Here is a 25,870-nt window from a genome sequence, read left to right as displayed (position 1 = left end):
GGAAGCTGTACCTCAAGCCCCTGAAGCTAGCCCACTGTTTCCTTCTTTGGGGCCTGCAGTATTGGAATTAATCATGGCGTGCACTTGTTGCTGGCGGTGCAGAAGATCCACGAATTGGTGGTACACGGACCTGAGTGTTTCTCCGATCATCACAAGGTATGGATACTCTCCGCCAAAGTTCTCGCAACCTACATTATTCTCCAGATTCAGGCGAAGTTCCATAGCTAGATCTCTAATATTAGCGCAGCGCAGTTGGCGCTCAACATCGAAGATGTGCATGATGCCCGCAATATTGACGTCGCTCAAGCTGGATAGGTTGTAAGCCTCAAAACTACCGTCGATCACTTCGTTGTAGGCGTCGTACTGCGCACCGCTGCCAACTGGATACTTGAGGACCTCTAAGAGTAGTTTCGAAAAGGTAACTCGTTGCGCAACTGGGGGTTCTACCGCTGACATCCTTCCTGTTTGGTTAACCAGAGATTGGATCGTTCGTTCGGCTGCGATTATGGTGTCCAGGAGTCCGCTTGAAGCCAAGGCAGGTCGGCCGAGATAGATTTCCAGAACGTTCTTGTTTCCATCGAAATACTCCGTCTCATCATGTATCTCCATGGTGACTCCTCAAGTGTTTATCCATGTCATCCAGACACGCTCATAAGGGCGGTATCGTGAACTCGGCGGATACGCGCGATGCGTCCGGATCGGAATGTCAGGTGCTCGGCGACTCGGACTGTGTCGACAGTGTTTACCTCAACGTCGTAGAGGAGCATCGCCTCATTGTCGACACCGTGTTCGGCGATGAGCTCGACCGCCCGGATGTCGAGCGTCCACGCGGCCATCGCGCTCAGATATTCCCGCGCCGACTCATAGGTACCTATCGGCGTTTCGATTCTCGGCAAACCGGTGAACAGCGTCTCCGCCGCCGCGAAGTCACCGCTGGTCCAGGCGAGGTGGTACGCGCGTGCGACCGACAGCGCCGAGCCCGCCAGCCGGCGCGCGACATCATCGCAACTCGTGACCTCCGCGAATGCCTCGGCGAGGGTGGTGAGCGTGACCCGCATGACCTCGCCTGCTGTCAGAGACCCCCATCCGTGGTCGCGGGCAGGGGCGATTGCCATGCCGTCGGAGAGGCACACCACCCGGTAGTCTCGAGCCGCTGCTTCCCTGGCTGTCGTATCGCAGCCGATGTGAGTGGAGATCCCGCCGATGATCAGCAGGTCACGGTCGCGTGAGCGCAGGATCGGATCGAGGTCGGTACCGGTGAACGCGCCGAATCGCGGCATGGACAGACGAATGTCTCCGGGAACAGTCCGCAGGCCGCCGCTGCGCTCTCCGTTCTGGTTGGGCAGCACGGCGGTCACCGACGGGATTTCGGTCAGTTGGCCAGTGCCGGCTCGGTCCGGCCGCGGAGTGCGGTCGGCGAGGATCACCGGGATCCCATGAGCTCGGCAGGCATCGGCCAGGGTGTTCAATCGCTCGACCACGTCGCGATCTCCCTGGGTCATACGCAGGCCTTCGGAGGTGCGGTTCCGCATGTCGACAAGCAGCGCTGAACGGTCCGGATCGATATTCCATATCACCACGACATCCTCCACACATTCGTCGAACCGGTCGGCGACGCCTCCACAGCGCCCTTGTGAACCTCCGGTTCACTGTGCTCGACGGACAAGGGGCCAGGATTTCGACACGGCAGCGAGGAATCGAGATGCACGGTTACCACGCATCGGCTGAAGGTCGGCACGGCCGCTCGATCCGGTACGGCCGCGCTATCGAGACTACGACATCCGAATCACACCCAATTCCCAACTGCGGGAACCGATTCTGACCTTTGCGCCACCGCAGTCTCTGAATTGTCCTCGCCGAGGACATCGATCGGGAGTGGGCAGTTGCCAGGCGTACGCGGGGCGGTCGATCAGATGGCCTCGCAGACCTCTGGCACGCATGGATTCCGCGGTCTGCTGGTCCGGAACGCCGACCTCATCTTTCGGGCAAGCTCCCTTTGACGGAGGTGGAGACCGGTGTCGAGGAATCTACGAGGACGGGTGCGGCATTCGGTATGAATCTGATGAGAGGTTCCCCACCGGGCTTGTGTGCGGAAATGATCCTGTGGTAGATGCCTGGATGGAAGTTCGGTTCCACTATCGGCCAGTACATATGGGCGCCGTGCATGACGCCCATATTCTGTTGAATCATGGTTTCGACGATCTTGTGGTATGCCGTCAAGGAGAGTGAGTCGCCGCTTCCGTACCTTATGTCGAATACGTCGTGATCGCCCGCCAAGGGACGGAGATTCCCTTCTCGGTCGAAGCCGTATACCACTTTGTTCTGTACGACGTATTTGCCTTTTCCGGCATAGGATTCCATGGTCTCGCGGAGCTCGAGCCACTCCGCCAAGCGCTGCTTGTAGCGTTCGTTGACCTGATCCCACAGGTGGTCGGGCACGTTCGCCCGGGTCGCTTTACTGGGTTCGAAGAAGCCGACCAGACCCGTATGCTCCTCGGATGCGCCGAGGTACGGATCCAGGGAATTGATTGTTTTGGACTTGATATCCATTCTCTTCGGCAGTGCTCCCGCGTCGAGCCATCGCGCAGATTCCGGATTGGTGGGGCGAACGTCGATGACGCAGCCGAATCGGTTGGCGACTTCCTGAAATCTCCGCTGATTGATCTCGGGAATCCCGTGAACATCGACGAGCTCGGCGGCCGATACCGGTCGTGGTATCACCGGGGTATCGCTGTGTGGTCCGTGTCCGTCGGTGCCAGTGGCAGGTGTCTCGCCAACGCGATTCGTTGCGTGGCCGAATTGGCCTTCATGTCGGCCAGGTATGGGCCCGGAGAGCGAGTCGGGGGCCTGCACGCGACCAATGGAGTGGGCGGCGGAAAGCCCCGACGCAGCCCCATTGATCAGGGATGGAAGGGTCAGCCGCATTCCGCCGGTGAGGGGTGCGGCGGCAACAGCGCCGCCCATGACGCCGCCGATCGACTGCAGGGATCCGACCACCACCCGGCCGGACAGGCGGGCAGTAGCGCCGCCGAGCATGACTTCTGCGGTCTGGCCGGCGAGCATGCCACCTACGGCGGCGCCCGCACCGCTTGCCGCCATCGTGGCGATGGATGTGGCGTCGATTCCGTTGGGGCCATACCAGTCTCGTGTACCGTTGGCGACCTGGATCAGTTGGATGGCCGCGTCTACTCCCGCCTGCTTGGCCGCGAATTCCAACCCTGTCCACGCCAGCCGCCTGGCCGTCCCGACCAGTCCGCCTTCCAACAGCCGCGAGACGAGTAGCCGCAGCATCTGCAAGAATGTCACCCGGGCCTCGGCGACCAGTGCGCTTTCGACAACGACCCCGGCCCCGGTGAACAGCCCCGCGGCGGCGCCGATCAGTTCGATGGTCAACAGCAGCCCGAAGATCGCCATCTCCCACTGCGTCTTCTCGATCTCCGCGGCACCACTGCGCAACCGCAGCGTCATGGACCCGCAGAACTCGGACTGTTCTTCGACATCGGCACCGAAAGCTGAACCCGCTGCGGCCATGGCGTCGGCGGTGGAGCCGGACGCCAACGCCGGCAGACCAGCCAGCAACTCGCGGATGCGGGTGTCCGCCGTTGCTAGTTCGACGCCCACAGCCTCCCATTCGGCGGCGGCCCGTCGCATCCGTTGGGGGTCGCCGAGGGGGAACTCTTCTCCGAAGACTACCCATTGGATGGGCTCTGGAATGCTTGCAAGGATTGACAGCGGATTCGAGACAGCCACGCTCACCGTGGGTTCCGGGACCGCGCCGGCAACGGTGGGCTCCTCACGTCATCGGCTGCGTCCACGCGGCGCCGATTCCAGTCGGCAGGCCGAGGGTGGGCGGTGCGACGCCTGGCTCTGATTGCGGCCGAGTTCATGGATGATGGCAGCGGTCGGGGAGTGGGCCATAGCGGTCATCCGTGCGCTGTTCGTGCCTCGATCGGGCCGAGCACCTTGTCGAGGTAGGTGGTGCGGAACAGACCGGCCGGGTCGACGTCTGCGCGTACTTGGTTGAAGGCGTCGAGCCGTGGGTAGCGGGTGCGCAGGGCAGTGTGCTCCAACGTGTGCATCTTCCCCAAATGGGGGCGCCCGCCAACTGCATCCGCGATGGACTCGAATCGATCGAAGTACTCGCGATAGGGCATTCCCACGTATTGCTGCACCGATATGTACGCGGTGGGTCGGCGGTATGCCGGAGAGAGCCAGACGTCGTCGGCCGCGGCGAAACGTACCTCGACGGGAATGAGGATCGGGTAAGGCAGCTGGGTTGCCGCTGTGCGCAGTTGCTCGAATACCTCGCCCAGGGCTGCGATCGGGATCCCGTACTCACATTCGACGAAACGCACGGTCCGCCGGGTGGTCAGCACTCGGTAGGAGCGATCGCTGTAGCTGCGGGTGGAAAGCATGTTCGAGCACAGCTGGTTCAGGGCTGGTCCCAGGCGGGGAAACGCACGCCCGGTGCGGCAGATCATATCGAGTGCGGTGTTCTCGAGAACGTCGTATTCGAACCAGTGCCGGACTGGGTGCAGGGGAGTGGGCGATTCGTCGTACGGCAATCGGTTCGCGCATTTGACCAGGGCGTTGCGGCCATGCGGGAACCAGTAGAACTCGAAGTGCGTGTTCTCGGTGTAGTAGCTGTCGAGCTGGGCCAGTACCCGCTCTACCGGCTCGGGGTGTTCGTGGGTGGTGAGGGCGAACGCCGGTCCGCAGCGCAGTGTGATGGTCGAGACGACACCCAGTGCGCCGAGATTGGCTCGTGCGGCGGCGAAGAGTTCCGGGCGTCGCGTCGCGGAGCAGGTGACCACCGACCCGTCCGCCAGTACCATCTCCATCGCCTGGATCTGGGTCGGCATGCCACCCAACCGGAGCCCGGTGCCGTGGGTGGCGGTGGCCATTGCACCGGCCACCGTCTGTACGTCGATGTCACCGAGATTGGGCAGTGCCAGATTCAGTTGGTGCAACTCATCGTTGAGCGCTCGCAGGACCGTTCCGGAACGTACTGTGACGAGCCGCAGATCGGTATCGACTGCCTCGATGCCGGTCCAGTCGGAAAGGTCGAGCGCGAGGTCGGCGGTCGCCGCCAGGGGCACACCGGAATGCCCTGATCCACGGGGTCTGATGGTCCGGCCCTGCTCGGCGGCGCGTTCGACCGCCGCGACGATCGCATCGCGGCTGTGCGGGCGAATCGTCTCCGTAGGCGAACAGTGCACGGTGCCAGACCAGTTCCGCCAGTGGTGCTGATCGGTCACGACCTGATCTCCTTCCGCGCTCGTGCCGCTCGGCGGTCGAACAGCCGGAACAGCCCCGGCGCAAGGATGCTGTGTCCGTACAACAGGCCGGTGATTGTGCCGCCGCACGGGATCACAAACGAGCCTTTGACAACGCCACGAATGAGCCGTTCAGCCACCTGGTCTGCCGACCAGATCTCGGTGGCTCCTACGACGGCGCGCAGCTCGGATGGTTTCGTCCGGTTCTCCGCGGCTAGCTGGGGCGTATCCACGTCGGGCGGGTACACGATCGATACCCGCACGCCACTGTGCGCCAGTTCGGCACGCAACGACTCCGCGAGCCCGCGGACGGCGAATTTGCTTGGACCGTAGGCGGTGTAGCCGAACAATCCCAGCAGCGCCGCACCGGATCCGACGAGCACAAGATGGCCGCTGCCGCGATCACACATGGCGGGCAGCACAGCCTGCACTGCATGCAGGGTGCCGAAATAGTTGGTGTCCATCGCTTCGTGAAAGTCGCCGTCGCGTAGTTCACCGAAGTAGCCGGCCCGTGCTGTACCTGCGCAACACAGGAGGAGATCTGGTGTGCCGTAGTGTCTTTCAGCGGACTCGATCGCCGCTTCGAGCCGCACCCGATCGGTCACATCTGCGGAAACCGCGTGAATCCGTCCCGCAGCCGGGGCCGCGCTCGCCGTCGCCGCCAGGGGGTCCTCCCGGCGCGCGATGATCGTGACCTGTGCGCCCAATTTCGCAAACCGCCATGCGGCCGCCTGGCCGATTCCACTGGAACCGCCAGTCACTACGATATGTTTGCCGCCGAAGGCCGAGCTCGTCACGACAGCAACCCCGTCGCCCGTCCCGCACGTTCGAATGCCTCGAGGGCGCCATCGAGATGGTGTCGCTCGTGTACGGCCGTCACGCTCGTCCGGATCAGTGCTTGATCGGTTGCCACGGCCGGTGCTACCACACAGTTTGCGTAAACTCCCTCTGCCAGAAGCACCTTCGCGAACCGCAGGCAGGCCATCTCGGAACCGATGGGAATCGGGACGATGGCGGTCGGTGCGCGGCCAACGACAAATCCGAGTTTTGAGAGCCCCGCTCGCCAATAGTTCGCGTTTTCACGAAGCCGCTCCAGCCGCCAAGGCTCCGCGACCATGATGTCCAGTGCGGCATCTGCCGCGGCGAGCGCGGTGGGCGGGATCGCCGCTGAGAAGAGGACAGATCGGCCGTGGTAGCGAATCCACTCGACCAGCTGCTTATCTCCGGCGAGCCAACCTCCCACTGATGCAAGACTTTTGGAGAACGTGCCGGTGAGCACGTCCGCGGCCCCGAGTGTTCCGGTCGCCTCTTCGATCCCGCGGCCGTTCGTGCCGAGCATGCCCAGCCCGTGTGCGTCGTCGACCGCTAGCGGTACGTCGTACCGGTTGCAGACCGCCCGGAGCTCGCGCAGCGGCGCGAGCTCCCCGCTCATGGAATACACGCCGTCGACCATGACCATGGCAGGACGGGAACCGAGGTCCTGCAGCCGGGCGCTGAGGTTGTCGGGGTCGTTGTGCCGGAATTGGAGCACTTCGCAGCGGCCGACAGCGGCACCGTCATAGATCGACGCATGGCATTCCTCATCGGCCACCAACACCGTGTCCGGGCCCATGACCGCTGACAGCAGCCCGATATTGGCCTGGTAGCCGGTGGTGAACAACAACGCGTCGGCACGGCCGAGGAAGTCGGCCAGTCGCCGTTCGAATGCGGTCTGGGCGGCCGTGGACCCGTTCAACAAGCGCGACCCGGTAAGGCTTGGACCCTCGGCCATGGCACTTGTGGCCACGGCGCGGCGCACCCGTCGGTCTGCGGTAAGGCCCAAATAGTTGTTGGAGCCCAGCATGATCAGCTCCCGGCCGTTGTATCGGCAGGTGGCGCCCTCGTTCTCCGACAGCTCGGTATAGAACGGCAGTAGCTCCGCTGCGCGCATCCGCCGCGTGAGCTCGAAACTTTGTACCTTCCGCAGTACTCCGCCCGTGTTGCGGTACACCGCTGTGTGCCGGTCGCGCAGCGCCTCCCCGATCATCGACTCTCGATCGGGATCGGGTGGCAGATCGACGACCGCGGCCGTCGGCGGATGCGAGTAGCGGTCAGCGAGCGTGGCCAGGTCCAGCAGACCTTGCCGTACTTGCTGGTCCGGGATTCCGAAATCGACAAGGCATGCGATCTCGTCCACCCCGATGGCCCGAAGCTGGTTCACCAGTTCGGTCACCGTGTCAGGAGTTCCGAACAGGGCGCTCGTGCGGTAATAGCGCTCGAAGGCGAAGGCCAGCGCTTGTTCGTACTTGGTCGGAGTGAGATCGGCCAGCGTGGCCGAACCGCGCTTCCACAGGTCGACGGAGTCGGCGAGATAGCGCTTGAACGGCGTCTCGACCGTGCGCCGCACTTGTTCGGCGTCGGTGCCGAGAAAGGTGTGCAGCATGAGTGTCACGCGGCCGGTCTGCGGGTCGAAGCCGTGCTCGGCGCGGGCTTCACGGTAGGCGCGTAGCTTCGGAGCCAGTTCATCGACTTCTTGAAACAGCAAGGCGGTCAGCAAATTAGCGCCGAGCGCACCGGCCTGCCGGAACCGTTCGGGGTTGCCGGTGCAGGTGAGCCATGTTTGCAGTTGCGGCTGTTGTGGAGCGGGGAAGATCCGCAGAGGGGTCTGTTCGCCGTGCCCGTTCGGCAGGGTGAGAGATTCTCCCCGCCAGAGCCGGCGGACGGTGTCGACCCCCTCCGCGAGGGTGCGCCCTCGGTCGGCATAGGCAGCGGGGGAGAGGGCGAAGTCATCGACATTCCATCCGGTCGCGAAAGCGAGATCCACCCGCCCGCCCGACAGATTGTCGACAACGGCCCACTCCTCGGCCACCCGCACCGGATTATGCAGTGGCAGCACGACGCTGCCTGCGCGGATCCGGATCCGCTGGGTGTGGGCAGCAAGGGCAGCGCCCACCACTGACGGATTCGGGAACAACCCGCCGAACCTATGGAAGTGCCTCTCGGGCAGCCAGATCGCTTCGAAGCGGTGCTTGTCGGCGATCGCTGCGCTGTCGAGCAGCAACTGGTACGGGTTGGCCAAACCGCGCTCGGCGTCGCTGGAAAAGAACAGCAGGCTGAATGTCAGAGAGCGGTGGGTGCCCGAAGGCGTGGCAGGTGTGTCGGGGACGGGGTCGGCAGTTGGCGAGTTTGCCGCGATATCGGTGATAGTCGCCCCGTCGAAGAGGCGTTCGGCGGTGATCTCGATCCCGAACCGATCAGATAAGAGCGTAATCAGTTCGGCTGCCTTGACGGAGTCCAAACCGGAGGCCGTCAGCGGCCGGTCAGGGTCGACCGACGCGGCGTCGGTATCGGTGTGCCGCGCGACCCACTGGACGAGGTCCGCAGTGATGTCGACCGCGCTCACCTGCGGCGAGCGCGCGGTTTTGATGTCGGCGCTCACTGCGCAACTCCGTCCTCTGGGTCTGGTACGAATGCGGTCCGCAACTGTGCGCGCTGAATTTTTCCGCTGGTGGTCTTGGGGATTCGGCCACGTGGAACCAGATCGACGCGGTAGAGCGCCAGTCCGTACTCGCGGGAAATGACCTCACGGATGGAATGCCTCAGTTCGCTCGCATCCGCCTCGCCCAGTGGATCTGGGACTTCCTGGACGATCACCACGCGCTCTTCGGAATCCACCTCGACCGAGAACGCCGCACAGCCACCGGGACGCAGTTCGGGGTGGCTCTCTTCCACGGTGCGTTCAAGATCCTGCGGGAAGAAGTTCCGGCCCCTGACGACGATCAGCTCGCGGTGTCGGCCGGCGAGGTACAGCTCACCGGCCAACACGAATCCGAGATCACCAGTCCGTAGGAACTCACCCGCATGCGGCTCGTCGGGCAGGACGGCTCCAAAGGTGTCGTTCCTAAGCCCTTCCCAGCCCCAATAGGTGTCGGCCACACTCGGTCCGCGCAGCCAGATCTCACCGACGCGGTCCGGAGGGCAGCGGCGGCAGGTCGCCGGGTCCACCACCGCGACTTCCGCACCGTGCACCGGCCCAGCGCTGACGATCGAACGGCCGCCGGGCTCCACACGCACCAGGCCGGACTCCAACGCCGCGACAGAAAAGCACCGGCTGCGGGCACCCTTCCCGCGGGGTCCACCGCTGACGAAGAGCGTAGATTCAGCCAGTCCGTAACAGGGGAAGAAGCTGTCGGCGCGAAACCCGCTGGGCGCGAAGTGGTCCGCGAACCGCTCGAGCACCCGCGGGTTGATCGGCTCGGCTCCGACGAAGGCCACCTCCCACCGACTCAGATCCAGCTGAGCGGCTTCCTCGCGGCGGATGCGACGGGTGCACAGGTCATAGGCGATATTAGGGCCGCCACTGGTAGTCGCACCGTACTGTGCGATCGTCTGGAGCCACGACAGTGGCCGAGTCAGAAAGTCCATGGGGGACATGACCGTTGCCGGGAAGCCGGCGTGCAAGGGTTGCAGCAGGCCACCGATCAGCCCCATGTCGTGATGCGGCGGGAGCCAGATCACCGCACCGCTGTCGGGTGTATGTCCGAAGGCGGTCCGGATCAGTTCGAGGTTGTGCCACAGCGATCGATACCTGACCTGCACTCCTTTGGGCCTTCCCGTGGAACCAGAGGTGTACTGCAGGAAGGCGACGTTGTCTGGGTGAGGTTCAGGCCAGTCGACATCGTCGGCAGGCGGCAGTGCGTCACATCTCAGCACCGACAACGATCCGGGAGTGACGACGCCGGTAGGCGCAATGGCCAGTCGTGCGGCGCAATCCCGGGCGATACGGAGGAACCCTTCGCTGCTGTGTCGCGACGATGGAACATAGACGGGAACCGCGATCCTTCCCGCAAGCAGGCAGCCCAGGAAAGCGGTTATGAATTGTGGTCCGGGTGGACACACCACCAGCACTCGGTCACCGGCTGTACCGACCTCGGCCAAAGCGGTGGCGACACTGCCTGCATGACGCAGTACTTCGCGGTACGTCAGGGTCTCGCAGTTCGTACTATCCAGGAAGCGATATCCGATATCGCCGGGCCTGGACTCGGCCCGAGCGAGCAGAGTACCGATCAAGGTTCCACGCTGAGTCCCTACCGTGCCCAGGGCGGTATAAGTCACCATGCCGTTGCTTCCTCCATGGACGATGACGCCGGGCGGCACAGCGGATTGTCGGCAGACCGGCTTCATTCAGCCGATGTTCAGCATGCCGAGTTCGACGACGGCTCCCTTCCCACCTCTGGGGAGAGTCGAAACGTGATCCAATGCACCGGCATGGCATCGGCGTGAGATGCCTGTCGGCCAGGTGGCGGACTCCTTTTGGAGGCAGCGAATGCCTTGCGGGTACCACCACCCGGTCATTGAAGACGGCGATGAGCATCGGGATGCCGCGGATGCTGTCGGTGAATTCGGCTGGCGGATGTCTCACCTAACCGCTGCGTTCAAGAACGATGGTGCTTGCGGCGCCACTCCTCGATCAAAACATTGCTGCGAACCGCGTATTGGTCCCGGTCCGCCGTTGACCATGTCTCTACGTCCAGATCCAGGCCGCGATCGAGTGCGAACTCCATGAAGAAGTCGCCGAAGGCCTTGCTACGGGCGCGAATGAACTCGATATCCTCTGGAGTCATAGCTTCTTCATCCCATCCCATTGTGATCCCAGCAATATCTCCTTGCCAAGTCTCCGCCCGTTCGTGCCGGTTGTCATGGCTATCTCGTGTGGTGAAGGGTAGTCTGCCGGGCCACCAGCGAAGCGCTGCAGCAAGTCTGCAATCTTTCGTTTGTCTTCAATTGCCAGCGAGGTGTCGCTGGCTATTTGTTCGATGCGAACCTTGACATTCGAGATCGATTTCTCGAACTCTACTGGGTCGCTGACGTCCCAGTCAAATCCGGCGACAGCCCATACATAGCCGCCCTTTTCATCTCCTGCGGTAAGAATAATCCGGTCTACGCCGCTGCGCCGATACCAGTTCTCGAGTGCTTGGGCGAAATATATTGAAAACCTTTGTCCGCGGGCTTCTGGATGTAGTTTCAGGCCGCAGTTGTAAACCACCAGACGATCGAATTTGTCACGGTAGAATTGGCGGGAGAATTCTCCGATTATAGCATCACTTCGATCGGTGATTGTCCCGTTCACTATGAAAGAGGCCACATTGTAGATCCCGTCGTGGATGGTCTGAATATAGTACGTGTCATCTAGTACGATTCGGTATGTTCCGTATGTTGTTTCGAGTGGAGTCAGTTGCCAGAGCAACCATAGATCGCCATTTTCGTGCGGGTAATCGAGCAGATCAGCAATTGGCGGTAACGCTGACAGGTCCGGTACCGGATCGGGGTGTGCCTCGTGCGCGCCAGCGGTCAGTACGGCCAGATCGTCGGAGAGGTGAGAATGCATTCGTTTTGCGTCGATAAGGCCTCTGATCAGGTCGTCAGATGCTCTTGCGTCGTAGTACATGCTCCTCTGCTCAGCTTGGACGCGTATCCGACCAACCTCGCTCACCCGGTCCAGCCAGTCCAGATCTTGACCGATGCGTCGCGTGGCCACGGAACGATCCAATTCCGACCCTTCGATCGCAATGGTTCTATTGTTAAGCACGCGCCAATCGAGCCCGGACTCTTCAAGTGCGGATCGAAGTTCCACGGACGGGTCTCGGGGGATAATAACTTGCGAAATGTCTGCAAGCGATACCGAGCCGTGAATCTGTGCCTCGATATAAACCTGAGCTCGGAAGTCTGCTGAGTCATATTCTCGATTCACACCAGAGAATATCCTGGTACTAGGGTTCGCTGCGGCGGTGGGCAGCACCCCGTACGATTCGGGTCGTGGGTCAAGAACATGTGATGGGACTGTCGAAACCCGGCCGCCCATCGAATCATCGATGCACATCGTAGTGCGGGGTAGAATGTCTTTCCGTAGAATGACCTGGATGTCGCCGTATGCAGACAGCAGGTCAGTGCCGAAGTATCCGACCGACGGTCCGAGCCCAATGGGATGCTCCCCATCAATTCGCATGTAGCCATAGATCGGCCGCATCTCTGGAGCAAGGTCGGCCGGATATCCGAACCACTGTGATTCCAACTCGGCGCGCCACGACGCTTCAAATTTCGCGGTGGATTCCGTTTCGAAGATGCTCTTGAATCTCCCGTCTGCAAGAATGTTGAGGAGGGAGTCGGAAGTCACTCGTACAGCGACATCAGCACCCTCCAAAATTGCCTTTAGCTCATCTTTCAGATGCTCTCGTGTGCGCTCTACGCTCCAGCCGAGTTCATTGGCAAGTAAGTTCATATTGTTGCGGATAGCTACGTGTTGTTCTACGTACTCTCGGACACTTGCATCCGGGTATAGGGACGTGAATTCACTCCTGATTTTCTCCAGTTCGAGACCTGTCGATAAATTCGATGACCCGCTTTGCTCTTCCTCTAGATTACGAATACGCTCTATCATGTCGACCGCGTCTTCGCTCGGTGGTTTCCGCAAGGAAGCTAGGTGCCCGGGGTCATCACCGGAAATCTCGATGTGGCCGAGTTCGGTCGGCTCCGATTGAACTTGTTCGAAGGAATTCGGACCTGGCTGGAAGTCCTCGTATCCGACGACAGTCTCGAACGAAGGTGGTGGATACTGAGGCAGGTGCAGGATGTAATCAGCATCCCAGGCAGGATATGTTCCGCCTGCACTCCGGTAAGCGTCAAGGTTGGCAAGGAACGTCTCGTGCCCTACACCCTCCCTACGCGCTGCAATATCAAGCTTGCTGTGCAGCTTGACGTACGGATCGCTACCCCCAATGAATGCGATGGAGACCGGCTTGTACCCAGCTTCGATCAATCGGTCGCGTAGCGGCGGGCCGGCTAGCCCTGACGCGTAGGACCACGCCTCCTGTCGTGTGAATAGGTGGCGACGGTCGAGAATCGCAACCATCTTTGCGTCGGGATTTGACCGTAGGACGTTGTCGATGGTATTCGCGTGCTGGACTACGCTCTCTTCCGAGAATCCATATGACCGGTACTCGCGCCCAATAGGCACAACAGTTATTCCTGAATCACTGAAGGCCTCCAGCGCACTCTGGCTGTTACTTAATGCCATCCACCAATCCTCGGTGGAGAGATATCTGTGCCATTCACGGTCGCCCGCATTCCATCTCTCGAACACAGGGTGATCAGGAAAAACTACGCCGACATGAGTGAATCCTGTACGGCGGAGATTCGACGCTTGTTCGGCCAAGTAGTCCATTGCTGGTTGGACGGGCTGGTCGATTCCGAACAGTGTGAGGCGTCGGTTCTCGGCGATCAGTTCCCAACTCACCGCCGTGCCGCTACGTACTGCAATAGTTTCCAGCGGGTATCCGGGTGGTTCGTATGGCAATTCTCCATGTATTCCGTAGTCCATCTCCTTCAGTGGAGTTATTGTCGTGTTGTCGGCGTCCAACTCGGGCTCACGCACTTTGCTCGAGCTGGTTGTATCGGTATACAATTCGCCGACGCGCTCGAGTGGCGTCACCTCCTCGTGGAAGCGTTGCGGGAGATGGATTATTTTCTCCGCTCCCCAAATATGATTGTTGCCGACATCAATCTGAGCCCTTGCCAGCTCTCTTCGATACCCTGCGAGATCCAGGACGAACGGATCATGAATAATTTCAGGACGGCGGGTGATAAGACGTCTTGCGGCAACATCGACCATAGTCGATGGCCAGTGGGAAATTCCTCGCCGCGACAGGCCGCCGTAGAATACGGTCGAATTCGTAGGGTGACCGCTGTCGATTACGAGTTGACGCATCGATGAATGGCCGGGGGGACCGTCGATGCGTAGTTGATCCTTACTGACCAAGACGCAAACTCTTGCGGCAGGGTCGCGCTGTAGGATATCAATTATACTCTTGGCCATGTGTTCTTCCCGGCGTCCGGCCAGTGAAGAGCCACCCGGATATCTTTCTGGATATACGTCGAATGGCACGATCTCGATGCCGGATAGTGTCATCGCGCTTCTCATTCTTCGATAACCGGCTTCATCCCAGTGGAACGACTGGCCGATTGAATTGTCCTTTATCGGATGCCGCCACGATTCGACTCCGAGGTACTTCACCCCAGCTTCGTGCAGCGCCGGCGCCTGGTCTCGTAGGAACTCTCGCACCGGGTAGTTCGAGTGATCTTCGCCGAGGAAGAGAATTTGGCTATCGCCAATCAGCTGCGCCCAGTTCACCGGACGCGCTGATTTCATCGCGGCCGATTCGAATATTGCAAGCGCCTGTTTGTCGATTAGCCGATCCCACGGGCCGTAGTCGAGTGGGATTGCGCGTCCGTCAGTGCCTTGATCCGAGTATTGCGGATCCGACTCGTTGCCTTGTGTATCGCGTAGTCCGTCCTTGCTGCCCATTCCGGTTTCACGGGTGTTCTGAATTTCGGGCTCGGGGTGGAAATCGGAGAAACCGAACGTGGTCATGGTGGGTTGTTGGTGTTGGGTATCAGATTCTTTGAGGATGTGGGTGTTGTGATCGGTGGTGTTTCCATCTGTCTGGAATGCGATCTGGTAGGCGGTGTCGGTTTTTGGTGGTGGGGTGGGGGTGGTCGTTGGGTGTGCGGTGGCGGTGATGCTGGAGACAAGGCTGTTCAGTACTGATGCTGGGGTGATGTCGAAACCGCCGGTGATGGGTGCGGCCGCGGCGGCGCCGCCTATCAGTCCGCCGAATGCTTGGGAGACTTCACGGGCAAGTGGGTTGGTGATGCGTCCCGAGAGGAGTCGTCCGGTGAGGTGTCCGCCCCATGCGGCGCCGGCGCCGTTCAGTGTGGTGGCGAGGATTGATGTGTAGTCGATTCCGTTGGGGCCGGTCCAGTCTCGTGTTCCTTTTGCGATCTGGACCAGTTGGACACCGGCGTCGATGCCTGCTTGCAGTGCGCCGGTCATGGTCAGTATCAGGACCAGTCCCTGTAGCCGCCGCAGGATCATCGCCCGTGTTGCGGCGAACAACATTCGTTCCACGGCGGCGCCGACTGGTGTGAAGGCGAGCAGCAGTTCCACTAGGAGCCACAGTGCGAAGATCACCAGCTCCATCTGGGCCTTCTCGGTCTCTGCGGCTGCCTTCCTCAGTTGCAGAGCCTTCTCCTCGCAGTATTCGCATTGCTGGCGCAGTGCTGCGCTGAGCTGTTCGGCGGCGTCGGTGATGTCCTCACCGGTCTGTCCTTCGAGGACCTGGGGCAGCGCGGCACGTGCGGCATCGATTCGCGCTCGGTGCGTTGCCCACTCCTGGCCGGATTGCTGCCATTGATCTTCTGATCGGAGCATCGCCTCCACGTCACCGCGTGGAAACTCCTCGCCGAACAGTGCCCACTGCAAGGGCAAAGGGATTTGCGCGAGAAACTGATATGGAGAACTCACCACCAACACCCCACGTGCCGACAGTCCCTACCGACGCCAGGACCTTGGGGCAGCACAGGAGTTCCGACCTCCTCCACGAGGCCGGCGCGCGATGACATAGTTTCGCTAGCGATGAAGTGTTGCGGAAGATCGAGCAAAGGTGATGTGGTGCAATTGGTTTCGATGTTGTCCACGACCACAGTGACTGCTCCCGAGAAGGGCGAGTTACGACGGGGCTGAATCAGTTGGCGCTTCGCCGAGACCGCTGCCTACCGCCGAACTCAGTGCCCGTTGATCAGAGCCATTTTCCAGCCTTCTCACCAGTGGGACGGGAGCGAGAGTAGCGCGGCAACCCGCTGGCGTTCACTGCGTTTTCCGAAGGCTGGCGGGCGGACAGGCACCAGCACCCCGATCACCAGCGACGTTATGTTCATCGAGCATGGTCGTGATCCCCAGTTGTGGGAAGGCTCGAAAATCAGATCCAATACTTCGACCGGGCAACGGCGCAAATGACACGCTCTCAGGCAGGAGCGGTTACAGACTCCGTTTGGCGCCGCAGCACCGGGGTGGGTTGGCATGTTGCAGGGACGGAGATGAAGTGGCTCAGGCGCTGCATGTGGACTTGGACGGGCTACGTGCGCAGGGTGCGGCGTTCGAGGAGATCGGGGATGCCATGCGGGCGACCGTCGAACGGTTGAGGGCCGGCCTCGCAGCAGAGGGAAAGCCCTGGGGTGACGACGAGCCGGGTCGGGCATTCGAGCGAGGCTATCTGCCGAACTCTGAGCAAGGGATGGCTGGCCTTGCCCAAACAGCTGAAACACTCCGCGAATTCGGCAAACGGATGCGGACAACTGCTGGCAACTTCGAGGGCGAGGACTTCGCCGGGGGAGAGGAGATCGACGCCCTGGACAATCAGTTTCCGGCCAACGCCAGTCCGTCCATGGTTCCAAGCCCTGAGTCAGTCTCCGATACAGGTGACGTTGTGACGGCTGATCCTGTGGGAGAGGGAAGCGGCCAGACCGGTTACGGAGCAGCGCGCCCCCAGTTGCCCACGGCGCCAAACTTCGACACAAGCGCAAGCAACCAGTCGCGAGACACTTCCAGCTCTCCCCGCGGTCAGTCGGCTGGAGCGGCCGCCACACCAGTGGATCGTCGGGTCCCCGGCGCCGGAGCGCGTCTGCTCGGCCCGACGCCGTGGCGCGAACAACAACGTGTCAGCGCTGCACAAGACCGCAGGCCATCAACCAACCCGTGGTCGAAATCTGGTATGTCCGCAGATCAGTCGTCGACTCCGCCGCGGCCGACCGCCAATTCGAGCCAACGTCCCCGGCGCCACGGGACCGACGATCGTCGTGGGCGCACGAACATGTCGAAATCGGACGGGCTGTCTGGAACTGCAGCGGGTCGTGAGGACTCGGGTAGCGTCACCGAGCTCGCGCGGATGCTTGCCGACCGGCATGGTCTCGAGGTGATCGGATTCGAGACCTCTGGGTTGGACCTGGTGACCGTTCGCGAGTTCGTGAGTGCGGTCGACGATGTGCTGTCGACCTACCCCATGCTCCGTTTGCGGTGCGTCGGCATTGGCGTTCTCGGTCCTGAATCGACCGTGATAAGCGTCCAGCCCAGCAGGACGAGCAGAGACGATACGTCGCAGCCATCTGCGTGGTCGATCATTCTGGACGCAGATGCTGCCCGTGAGCCGCATCGTCATGCTGAGGGTTTCCGTGAGGTATTGCAGGGGCTCTTATCTGTTGTGGCAGGCGCAGACCAACGTCCGATCTATTCATCCGCGGTTCTCTCCCTGGGTCGCGCCCTTGATGTGGGAGCCTGCGGTGCCGCGCGTCAGCGGGCCGAGAGGGCGCTCATTGCCGAGTACCTGTTCGTCCATGGTGGCGGATATCGCAGGCTGGGACTCGGACGGGTCGTCAGTGACTACCGTCGCTGGCGCGGGCCCTTGTGCGGGAGCGCTTATGGCTCGCTAGATCCAGGTCGAGCGCTCGCAACAGCATTCACCGACGTCGTCCTCAATCGTGCTTGTGCCGCCGAGCCTGCCAAAGCGTTGCATCGGCTGCTTGTCGAAACAGCGAGGCAGGCATTGACGCCTGCGACGACAGAGGACAGGAGTGGGTAATGAGCACTGATTACGAGTTCGCCGACGACAGATTGAGAAGGGAAGCGGAGCGCGCACTGACGGCGTTCGAACGACAGCAGGCTGCGCTGCCCGATGTAGTTGCACAGCTCGCCGCTCTGCGTTCCCAAGCCAGCTCCGTGGACGGGCTTGTCACTGTGACGGTCAACGCCGCTGGAATCGTGGTCGATGTTCAGCTCGCCGCTGATGCGTTCCGTCGCAGCAGCCCCGCGAAGTTGGGGCGCTCCATCGCCGAAGCAGCCGCCCGCAGTGCCCACCTCGCGCAGCAGCAGTCGGCGGCGGTGACCGAGCCCCTGCTCGCCGCCACAAGCGATCTTCCTGATGTTTCGGAGCTGATCCCTGGTGCCGAAAGCCTGCGTGATCTACGCGAATCGCTGATGCGGGACTTGGACACCGTTCGGGGGGCGTCGAACACTGATTCCCGAGGCGTATAGGGCATTCACGTGCGTCCATAAGCCAGGCCAACCGGCCTACCAGCAAAGAACTCGGGGTCGGTTATGTCGTTCGTTGGTCTCGGCGTGATGCCGTAGTCACCCGGCTGCTGTCGTGTTGTTCAAGACGAACCGTTGCTCCTGGGCGCGGATTTCGGGTAGTCCGATCACCTCGGTGAACTGGTCGAAGCCAACCTTGTCGGTGAAGTCCCTGGGACTGCCGCCTCGGCGCATGAACTCGAGTATGGCGATCACGTTGTGGGTAGCCGCGAAGAGCACGCTGACCGAGTAGAGAACCAGGGTGAAGCCCAGCGCTTCGAGTTCGAGTTGTGACGGTAGCGGCATCCTGCCGCTCTCGACCCAGTTGAATGCCAATGGGATTCCGCGGAAGTTTCGGCTGATGGTGATGAGTTCTTTCTCGGATTGGGGCGCTTCCAGCAGGATCATGTCGGCACCCGCCGCTGCGTAGGCCTCTGCGCGGTGCAGCGCGTCATCGAAGCCGTTGACGGTGTTGGCGTCGGTGCGGCCTATGATGACGAAGTCGGGGTTGTCGCGGGCGTCGACGGCGGCGCGGATCTTTTGGACCATCTCCTCGCACGGGATGACGCGCTTGCCATCGAGGTGGCCGCACTTCTTGGGCCACACCTGATCTTCGAGGTGCAGGCCGGCGACGCCGGTGCGTTCGTATTCGTGTACGGTGCGCCGGACGTTGATCGGGTTGCCGTAGCCGGTGTCGGCATCGGCGATGACTGGTACGCCCGTAACGGTTTCCGCGAGTGCCGCGGCGCGCTGCGACATCTCTGTCATGGTCATGAGGCCAACATCAGGCTTGCCCAATGCGCTTGCAGCCGAACCGAATCCAGTCATGTAGACTGCATCGAATCCCGCCTGCACGATGAGCCGCGCGGTGAGCGCGTCATATGCACCCGGGGCGGTGATGATGCCGGGTTGGGACATCAGTTTCCGGAGCTGTGCGGGACCGTGCATGTTCTTCCTCATCTTTGCTGCTTCCTCCTCCCATCGGTTATCCCCCGGTACTCGAGCCACGGACGACGCGGTTCGGCGGATATCGGTCACTGCCGTGCGTCTGCTTTGAACAGCGTCGCGGCCAGGCGTCGGCTGGGTTTGCCGTTCGGCAGTTGGGGCAGCGCCGTCACGATCCGCAGCTCGCCGGGAATCTTGTAGTCCGCGAGGCTGTTTCGACAGTGTCGTAGGAGATCGCGGCGGGTCACGTTCGAGCCTGACCGGGTTTGCACGACAGCCGCGAGTTCCTGGCCGAGGTGCGGATGGTCCAAGCCTGTCACCAGGGCGCTCACCACTTCGGGGTGCTCGCACAGCACGGTCTCTACCTCGACGGGCGCGATCTTGTAGCCGCCTCGGTTGACGATCTCGCTGAGGCGACCCAGCAACTGCAACTGGCCGTCGTCGGTCCAACGCGCCACGTCGAGGGTGCGGAACCAGCCGTCGGGAGTGAACGCGGCCGCGGTCGCATTCGGGTCGCCGAGGTAGGCCCGGAATACGGCCGGGCCCTTGACCTGCAGCTCTTGGCCACCGATGACTATGTCACCGGCCAATCGGAACTCGGTGCCGGTGGCGGTGCCTACGGTGCCGAGCACCCGGTTCCATGACGGTGGGTTCGCGGCGGCTTGATGGCTGGTCTCGGTGAGCCCAAGTGCCTCCGCGACGGGGCAGGCCAGGAGCTTCTCGGCTCGTTCGGCTACCGCATGCGGGAGCGGCGCCGAGGCGGTTCGCAGGAATCGCAGTCTCGGTCCGGTTGTGTCGGAGTGCTCCAACCCGGAGACGAGCATCGCCAGCTGGGTGGGGGTGGAGGTTATCCAGGTCGGTCGAACGGTGTTGAGCAGCGTGTGCGGTCGTCTCGTCTCGCCTACCGCTGGCAACACGACAGTCCCACCGCTGCGATAGGGTGCCAGCAGCGTTGCGAACAGGCCATGTCCGTGCGACCACGGCATCAGCGCAAGGGTCCGGTCCTCCGACGTGAGCGCGAAATGATATGCGACTGCAGCAATGCCGGCATTGACGTTGTCTTCGGTGAGCACCACTGCCTTGGGTCGGCCGGTGCTGCCCGAGGTGAACAGCAGGAGCCGGTCCGTCTCGGAGGTCAGTGGCTCGGGCATCGGATTACCCCGGAACCAGTAGAGGCCGTCGGGAGCGCCGAATGGATCAGGCCACACGAGGGTGGAGACCCGAAACATCGGTGGGGTAGCCGCGACCACGAGTTGGGGGTTCGTGAGGGCAATGATGTCGTTCTTCTCGCGAGCGGTGAGTTGCGGGTTCATCGGGGCGAAGACTGCGCCGATATCCCAGGTTGCGCGGAGGACGGCAGCGAAAGCGGGTGAGTTGGGGAGGTCTGCGATGACTACGTGACCGGGTCTGACACCGTGACGAAGCAGTTCGCTCGCCGCCGTCTCGGCCCAGGTGTCGAGGCCTTGGATGGTGAGGATGTGGTCCGCCGTGCCGACCAGAAACGGGTTGTCGGAGGCGGATGGCTGGTCGGGTGGAAGGATCATGGGGTTTCCTCGTTCGGTCCGGGGACCTGGTGACGCGCTTGCCTGATATGACGGTCGATGTGTGGACGGATTTCGACCTCAGTGATGCAACGGTGAGTTGTCTGCGTGTGTTCTATTCGAGTGCGGCCGGAACCGGGAGGCGGCGGCGGCCGGTGGTTACTTCGGCGATCAGGTCGGTGTATCCGTCGGCGAGCTCGGCTAGCCGCAACCAGGCTGTATGGGCGGCCAGATCGCTGGGCCCGATGTCGACCATCAGATGGTCTGCGGATACGCAGGCTGCGGCGATCCGGTCGACCACTGAGCCGAAGGTCTCGGTGTGCAGGGTGGAGCCGTACCGATGTTGTGGCACATGTGATTCCATCCAGACGTCGATCGCGTGCACCACGTGTGCCCGGGAGTGTGCCATGTCGCTCGTGGCTTCCGTTTCACCTGTCACGTGACGGTGTATCTCGGCTAGTTCGCGGGCCCAGCAGGTGATAGGGTGCTGGATCGCTCGGCAGTCTCGGATAGCGAGAAGAAGTTCGGTGGCGGTCGGTAGGGCGTCGCCGGGGTTGAGCTGGCGCACTGCGGTTCCTTCGACGAGCAGGCGGCCCCGGCATGCTCGGATTTCGTTGCCTACCATGGGATCTCCTTGTATCCACTTCCCGCGAAGAAGAGCGGCAAATGCGCAATTCACCCTTCGCGATCCGGTGTCGAAGTCATCGTCGCACCTTCCCAATGTTGGGAATAGTCATGGTTGTGTGGAATGCGCACCTCATTTGCGCGACGCATGGAAGCGGCAGGTTAGGAAGATAGTTGAATGCCGTGTTGCTGCAGCCAATCCAAGGCATTGATGGATTGCCCGTTACGTCTGACTTCAAAATGGAGGTGTGGCCCTGTGACTTTACTTCCAGTACTACCCATGGTGGCAATTTGGTATCCCGCCGATACCTGCTGTCCAACTTCAACGGAAGAGGAGTTGAGGTGGTAGTAGATTTCAGTAGTGCCGTCTGACTGTTCTATCTTTACATAGTTTCCGCCTGCAGGATCGGATCCGACTGCGGTGACTTTTCCGCCGACCGCGGCGTAGACGGGGGTTCCGATGGAATTGGCAATATCGATGCCATGATGGAAGTCGGATACCGTCTGATCAGTCGGGTCGGTGCGGTGACCGTACGGGGAGGTCAATGTTCCACGGGCGGGGAGTGCGTAGCGTGTACCTGTTTCGGTTGTCTTCCCCGCGATACTGTCCAGATATATCTGGGTTAGTGCATCAATTTTCTTGACAATCTCATCCGAATTCGACTTTCCTTCTTCTATGATGCTCATAGCGCTTTTCAGGGCGTTGGCGATGATCGTATGGACTGCGGCTTTGCCCGCCTGTGTATATGCTCCCGAACCAAGATCATTCAGCTGTTGGTTGACCTTCGCTACGATATCGGTGATGGCCTTCTTGTTTTCTGCCGAACTGGCCGCGAGAGATTGAAGATAGTCGGCGAGTTGTGCATCGACGGCCGTGAATGCGGCCTTGCGGTTGTTTTGGAATCGTTGCTGTGCCTCCAATGCGGCGGCGGTTGCGCCCGCGCCGGCCAATCCGCGTTCTTCGAGGAGCCTGATGGCGTCCGGATCGGTCAACTCACCTTTGCCGTACGCGTTAGCCAGCTGATTCAGCACTTGCATCGCCCGCTGCGCTTCCGGTGTCATTCCCGACCCAGCAACCGCGGCGGGGGCGGTGCTTCCGCCTCCGAGCCCGGACAGCGCGGACGCCAGCATCGGCAACATCATCAGCGCGGTTGTCCCAGCGGTGACGGCAACCGGTGCCAGCTTGGCTACGAGATCCGGATCTATCAGCGGCGCAGGCGGATTCGACTCGTTGTTCGGTGTCGCCGTTGGCCCCTGAGCCTCGTCGGGCGGCGGCGCCTCCGTGGCGGGGTCCTGCCCGGGCTGCTGCTCATCACCGGCAGTCGAAGGAGATTTGGTGTCTGTGCCACCGCTCGTACAATCCGGTTCCGCACCGGTGGTGGCCGGCTCCTCGATCGAGGCTTCTGCTCCTGTCATCGTTCCTCCGCTCATCGGCGAATCACGCGGCACCGGTGCATGATTCGCGGAGGTCTCGTACCGGGCCATGGCTGTGCGCTCATCGTGACCGCTACACGCGGGTTCCGGTTCCCATGATTGGGAATCTTCGACAATGGTGGGTGCCGAGACCATCGGTTCGGCATTCGTGATATTCGGATCGGGATCGTTGGCTGGGGCGGTGAGAGGAGGCGAGGGTGGAGGTCGACCCATCGGAGCTGACGACAATCGCGGTGAAACTCGCCGAATTGGCGCGCGACCTCGGGGCGGCCTTGCCTGCTGGTGGTGTGGTGCCTGCGGGGTCGGATCCCATCTCCGCCCAGTTGGTGCCGCAGCTGAACAATCATGCGACGGCGCTGTCGAACGGCATCATCGCGGTGCTCAATGAGGTACTGCGGCATGCGCACGAAATCGGAGCCGCCGCCGCGGAATACAGTACGACCGACGATCACAGCGCAGCATTGCTGGGCGGTGGCGGCGGTGACCTGGTCGCCAACCCGGTCACACTTGTGGAAGCTCTCGCGCCGTGGCGAGCGCAGCAGTTCACCATGAAGGGTGCGGTCGGTGAGTCGGTGGATCCGCTGACCTTCGCCCGGCAGTTGCGCGCGGGCCCGGGGCCGGCGGCGGCGGCTCAGTACTCTGGCGATTTGCGGTCGTTCCTGACCGGTAGTTACGCCACGGCTGGTGATGGCCTCGGCGTGGCCTCCTCGGTCATGAGCAACTGGACACCGGTCGGCGAGACGGTGGCCGAGAACCTGAACCGTCACCAGTCCTGGATGGATCAGCTCGGTACCGGGCTGGGGTTGCTCGCCAATGACATCGACACTTACACCGCCGCTTTCACCGCCGCCCAAGCCAAGCATCCAACTCCCGAGGAGATCCTCGCAGCACGCAAGAAACTGCTGGCAGCCGTGCGGGCTAAGGACGAGCTCACCGCACAGGAGGCGCTTGCCGAACTCGGAGAGCAGACTACGCGCTCGGCCGAAACTGCTGGAGAATACGGGAATGCGGTGAATACTGCATCCGGGTCGGGCGGAAGTTCCGGAGGCAGCGATATGAGCATGCTCGCCTCTATGCTGCCAGCCCTGATGAGCGCGATGTCTGCGAACGGATTCGATCTGGGCGACAATCTTTCGGACGACATAGACGAATTCGGTTACGACGACTATCTCGACAGCTATCCGGCACTGGGGGGAGGTGGGGGGTCCGGCGGCGGAGGCCTTGATATCGGTGGAGGCGAGGAATCTGCCCCGGGATCGGTATGGACGCCCACCCCGCTGGTCAACGCAATGACGACGGCCGGCGCCACCTCGGCGATGCCACGTGCCTCGGTGATCGAGCCCTTCACGGCTTCCTCGTCATCGAACTCGGCTTACGGGCGCAACGGGATGCCGATGACGCCGTACATGCCCATGGCGCCGGGCACCGCCGGTGCGGGGACAGGAAGCAACGAACGCAGCCGCGTGGTCGCGTGGCATCCTGATCGGCTCATGTACGTCGACAGCACCCCGTACACCGAGCTGGTGATCGGTGAGAGGCCGACGATCGCCCCGGCCGTGACACCACCGACACCGGGCCAGCAGGCATCGTCTCAATCCGGAGGTATCGCATGAGTGACATCCATCCCGACGTGCAGGCAGCACTAGACGCTGCCCGCGACCTGCGGCACCGCATCGCCGACATGCGAGAACGTATCGACCGTGTCCGCGCCCGGCGGCCCTCCCCCGGTGGTGGGGTGATCCCTGAGGTCGACGCGATGGGTCGGCTCACCGATCTGTATCTCGCGCCCGGTACCTGTGCCCGGTTCACCGCCGCCGACCTGGTTGCCGAGATCATGGCGGCGATCAGGGAGAGCGCGGCGGACGCGGCACGTCAGCACAAGGCAATCATGGAGTCGGCCACGTTCTCCAGCGACGTCGCTCCGGTCGGCAGCGAAGCGGAGTCGTCGGTATGACCGAGACCGGGCAGGTCACAGTCTCCGATACGGTGCGCTGGCTGCATGAGGAAGGTCTGCCGCGGCTGGTCGGAGTCGCTGCGCGCATGTCGAATCCTGTTGTCGCATATACCGTCGACGTGGCCACCGGAACTGTGACCGCCCATCCGACGACCAGTGTCGGCGCCGGTTCGGATGTTTTCACGCTCGCTGCCGATGACCTGCCGCACCCGCAGGGCTCGGCGCGCCGTTTGGTGATCATCGGTGTCACCGTCTCCGACGCGGTTCTGGTCGTCGATCTGGCGACCTCGCTGGGGATCTCGATCAATGCCGACCAGCCCGCGGAAGCAGCACGAGCCTGGGTGATGCAATTGCTGCTCAATCCGGAGATCACTCTCACCACCAACAGCGCCGCCGTGGCGGTCACGGGTGCCGCCCGGTACCGGCGTACCTATATTCCTGGTGCGGACGCCATGATCATCAATGTCGACGATCGCCGCCCACCAGTCACCACTGTGACCCTCAACGCGATCGATGAGGGCCCCGATCATCTCGATGTCGCCGCGGACGGCGCCGGGGAGATGTATTTGGGCTCGCGCTTCTGGCGCTTGCGTGAGGTCCTGCGGATCGGAGACAACTCATGGACCACTCTGGCATCGACCCTGACCACCGCATCCGGCAACTAGAGCTCAGACGCGGGAGCGAAACTGGCTACTGCCAACCACATTCGGAGAGTGAAAGATGACGAGTCCGTATACCACCGGTACAGGGGATGCCGACGAGGGCACCCGAGCGCCGGACTGGCATGCCAGGACCTACGAGGTTTTCAACCCCGACAGCACCGTCGGTGTCGCATGCGATCGGGAAGGTGAAATGGTCGGCCTGCACATCACCGATCACGCCCGGGAACAAGGCGACACCTGGCTGGCGGCGGAGGTCCTACGGATCGCGAAACTGGCGCACATGAAGTCGCGGGTCGGGGTCCGAGGCGAGATGGAGCGCAGTGGGGTTCAGCCTTACACGATCGACTCGTTCGGACTGCCAACCGAAGCAGCGTACCGGGCTGCGGAGAACGCCGAATTCGGCACCTCGTCCTGAAAGGGGCGAGATGCCGATGCGAACGTCAATATTCGGTAATATTTCGGGAGTCCTTATGGTGCTGTGATGGATTGAGCTGATA

General features: G+C 62.0%; 19 protein-coding genes. 6 read left to right on the top strand and 13 right to left on the bottom strand.

The annotated features are described in order from the left end of the window. Positions 1–12: 12 nt before the first annotated feature. The 9 genes from AB0H50_RS27505 to AB0H50_RS27465 all read right to left on the bottom strand — a co-directional run bounded on the left by AB0H50_RS27505 (position 13) and on the right by AB0H50_RS27465 (position 15,615). The gene (locus tag AB0H50_RS27505; RefSeq protein ID WP_357457937.1) at positions 13–609 is read right to left on the bottom strand and encodes a hypothetical protein; all 597 of its coding nucleotides are present in this window, start codon (positions 607–609) and stop codon (positions 13–15) included. A gap of 26 nt (positions 610–635) precedes the next feature. After that, on the bottom strand, positions 636–1,532 hold the full coding sequence (locus AB0H50_RS27500) for an isochorismatase family protein (RefSeq protein ID WP_357458343.1): 897 nt from the start codon (positions 1,530–1,532) through the stop codon (positions 636–638). Positions 1,533–1,974: 442 nt separating this feature from the next. Continuing rightward, entirely contained in the window at positions 1,975–3,756 is a 1,782-nt protein-coding gene (locus AB0H50_RS27495; RefSeq protein ID WP_357457934.1) for a hypothetical protein, read from the bottom strand. Between the two features lie 167 nt (positions 3,757–3,923). Then, entirely contained in the window at positions 3,924–5,258 is a 1,335-nt protein-coding gene (locus AB0H50_RS27490; RefSeq protein ID WP_357457931.1) for a D-arabinono-1,4-lactone oxidase, read from the bottom strand. Further along, entirely contained in the window at positions 5,255–6,073 is an 819-nt protein-coding gene (locus tag AB0H50_RS27485; protein WP_357457928.1) for an SDR family oxidoreductase, read from the bottom strand. Before AB0H50_RS27485 ends, AB0H50_RS27490 begins: the two co-directional genes overlap by 4 nt. Further along, a complete protein-coding gene (locus AB0H50_RS27480; protein ID WP_357457925.1) occupies positions 6,070–8,694 on the bottom strand; it encodes a MupA/Atu3671 family FMN-dependent luciferase-like monooxygenase in 2,625 nt (874 codons plus the stop codon). Before AB0H50_RS27480 ends, AB0H50_RS27485 begins: the two co-directional genes overlap by 4 nt. Continuing rightward, complete coding sequence (locus AB0H50_RS27475; RefSeq protein WP_357457922.1) at positions 8,691–10,373, bottom strand: fatty acyl-AMP ligase; 1,683 nt, start codon at positions 10,371–10,373, stop codon at positions 8,691–8,693. Before AB0H50_RS27475 ends, AB0H50_RS27480 begins: the two co-directional genes overlap by 4 nt. Before the next feature lie 317 nt (positions 10,374–10,690). After that, positions 10,691–10,900 carry a hypothetical protein gene (locus AB0H50_RS27470; RefSeq protein WP_357457919.1) on the bottom strand — a complete coding sequence of 70 codons (210 nt, stop codon included), beginning with the start codon at positions 10,898–10,900 and terminating at the stop codon, positions 10,691–10,693. Beyond that, positions 10,876–15,615, bottom strand: a complete 4,740-nt coding sequence (locus AB0H50_RS27465) for a hypothetical protein (RefSeq protein ID WP_357457916.1) — start codon at positions 15,613–15,615, stop codon at positions 10,876–10,878. The genes AB0H50_RS27470 and AB0H50_RS27465 overlap by 25 nt, the downstream gene beginning before the upstream one ends. A 577-nt stretch (positions 15,616–16,192) precedes the next feature. Between AB0H50_RS27465 and AB0H50_RS27460 the strand changes: the two genes are divergently transcribed. After that, positions 16,193–17,725, top strand: coding sequence for a hypothetical protein (locus tag AB0H50_RS27460; RefSeq protein ID WP_357457913.1), 1,533 nt, complete (start codon positions 16,193–16,195; stop codon positions 17,723–17,725). Further along, positions 17,725–18,177, top strand: a complete 453-nt coding sequence (locus AB0H50_RS27455) for a YbaB/EbfC family nucleoid-associated protein (protein WP_357457911.1) — start codon at positions 17,725–17,727, stop codon at positions 18,175–18,177. Before AB0H50_RS27460 ends, AB0H50_RS27455 begins: the two co-directional genes overlap by 1 nt. 96 nt (positions 18,178–18,273) lie before the next feature. On the opposite strand, the gene AB0H50_RS27450 is transcribed toward AB0H50_RS27455, so the two are convergent. The 4 genes from AB0H50_RS27450 to AB0H50_RS27435 form a co-directional block, all read right to left on the bottom strand. Next, positions 18,274–19,173 carry an isocitrate lyase/PEP mutase family protein gene (locus AB0H50_RS27450; protein WP_357457909.1) on the bottom strand — a complete coding sequence of 300 codons (900 nt, stop codon included), beginning with the start codon at positions 19,171–19,173 and terminating at the stop codon, positions 18,274–18,276. 74 nt (positions 19,174–19,247) lie between these two features. Beyond that, positions 19,248–20,702: an AMP-binding protein gene (locus AB0H50_RS27445; RefSeq protein ID WP_357457907.1), complete on the bottom strand. Its 1,455-nt coding sequence runs from the start codon at positions 20,700–20,702 to the stop codon at positions 19,248–19,250. Positions 20,703–20,814: 112 nt separating this feature from the next. Beyond that, complete coding sequence (locus AB0H50_RS27440) at positions 20,815–21,108, bottom strand: DUF4254 domain-containing protein (protein WP_357457905.1); 294 nt, start codon at positions 21,106–21,108, stop codon at positions 20,815–20,817. Between the two features lie 377 nt (positions 21,109–21,485). After that, on the bottom strand, positions 21,486–22,739 hold the full coding sequence (locus tag AB0H50_RS27435; RefSeq protein WP_357457902.1) for a peptidoglycan DD-metalloendopeptidase family protein: 1,254 nt from the start codon (positions 22,737–22,739) through the stop codon (positions 21,486–21,488). Positions 22,740–22,954: 215 nt separating this feature from the next. Between AB0H50_RS27435 and AB0H50_RS27430 the strand changes: the two genes are divergently transcribed. Genes AB0H50_RS27430 through AB0H50_RS27415 form a run of 4 tightly spaced genes read left to right on the top strand, consistent with a single transcriptional unit; the run spans position 22,955 to position 25,788 of the window. Further along, positions 22,955–24,370 (top strand): PPE domain-containing protein, encoded by a 1,416-nt coding sequence (locus AB0H50_RS27430; protein ID WP_357457900.1) that lies wholly within the window; start codon positions 22,955–22,957, stop codon positions 24,368–24,370. Continuing rightward, the gene (locus AB0H50_RS27425; protein ID WP_357457897.1) at positions 24,367–24,711 is read left to right on the top strand and encodes a hypothetical protein; all 345 of its coding nucleotides are present in this window, start codon (positions 24,367–24,369) and stop codon (positions 24,709–24,711) included. The genes AB0H50_RS27430 and AB0H50_RS27425 overlap by 4 nt, the downstream gene beginning before the upstream one ends. Continuing rightward, positions 24,708–25,376, top strand: a complete 669-nt coding sequence (locus tag AB0H50_RS27420) for a hypothetical protein (RefSeq protein ID WP_357457895.1) — start codon at positions 24,708–24,710, stop codon at positions 25,374–25,376. The genes AB0H50_RS27425 and AB0H50_RS27420 overlap by 4 nt, the downstream gene beginning before the upstream one ends. Before the next feature lie 55 nt (positions 25,377–25,431). After that, positions 25,432–25,788, top strand: a complete 357-nt coding sequence (locus tag AB0H50_RS27415) for a hypothetical protein (RefSeq protein WP_357457894.1) — start codon at positions 25,432–25,434, stop codon at positions 25,786–25,788. Positions 25,789–25,870: the final 82 nt, after the last annotated feature.

It is taken from the genome of Nocardia sp. NPDC050793, from assembly GCF_040654065.1.
Classification (GTDB): domain Bacteria; phylum Actinomycetota; class Actinomycetes; order Mycobacteriales; family Mycobacteriaceae; genus Nocardia.
This window is presented reverse-complemented; position numbering and strand designations above follow the sequence as displayed.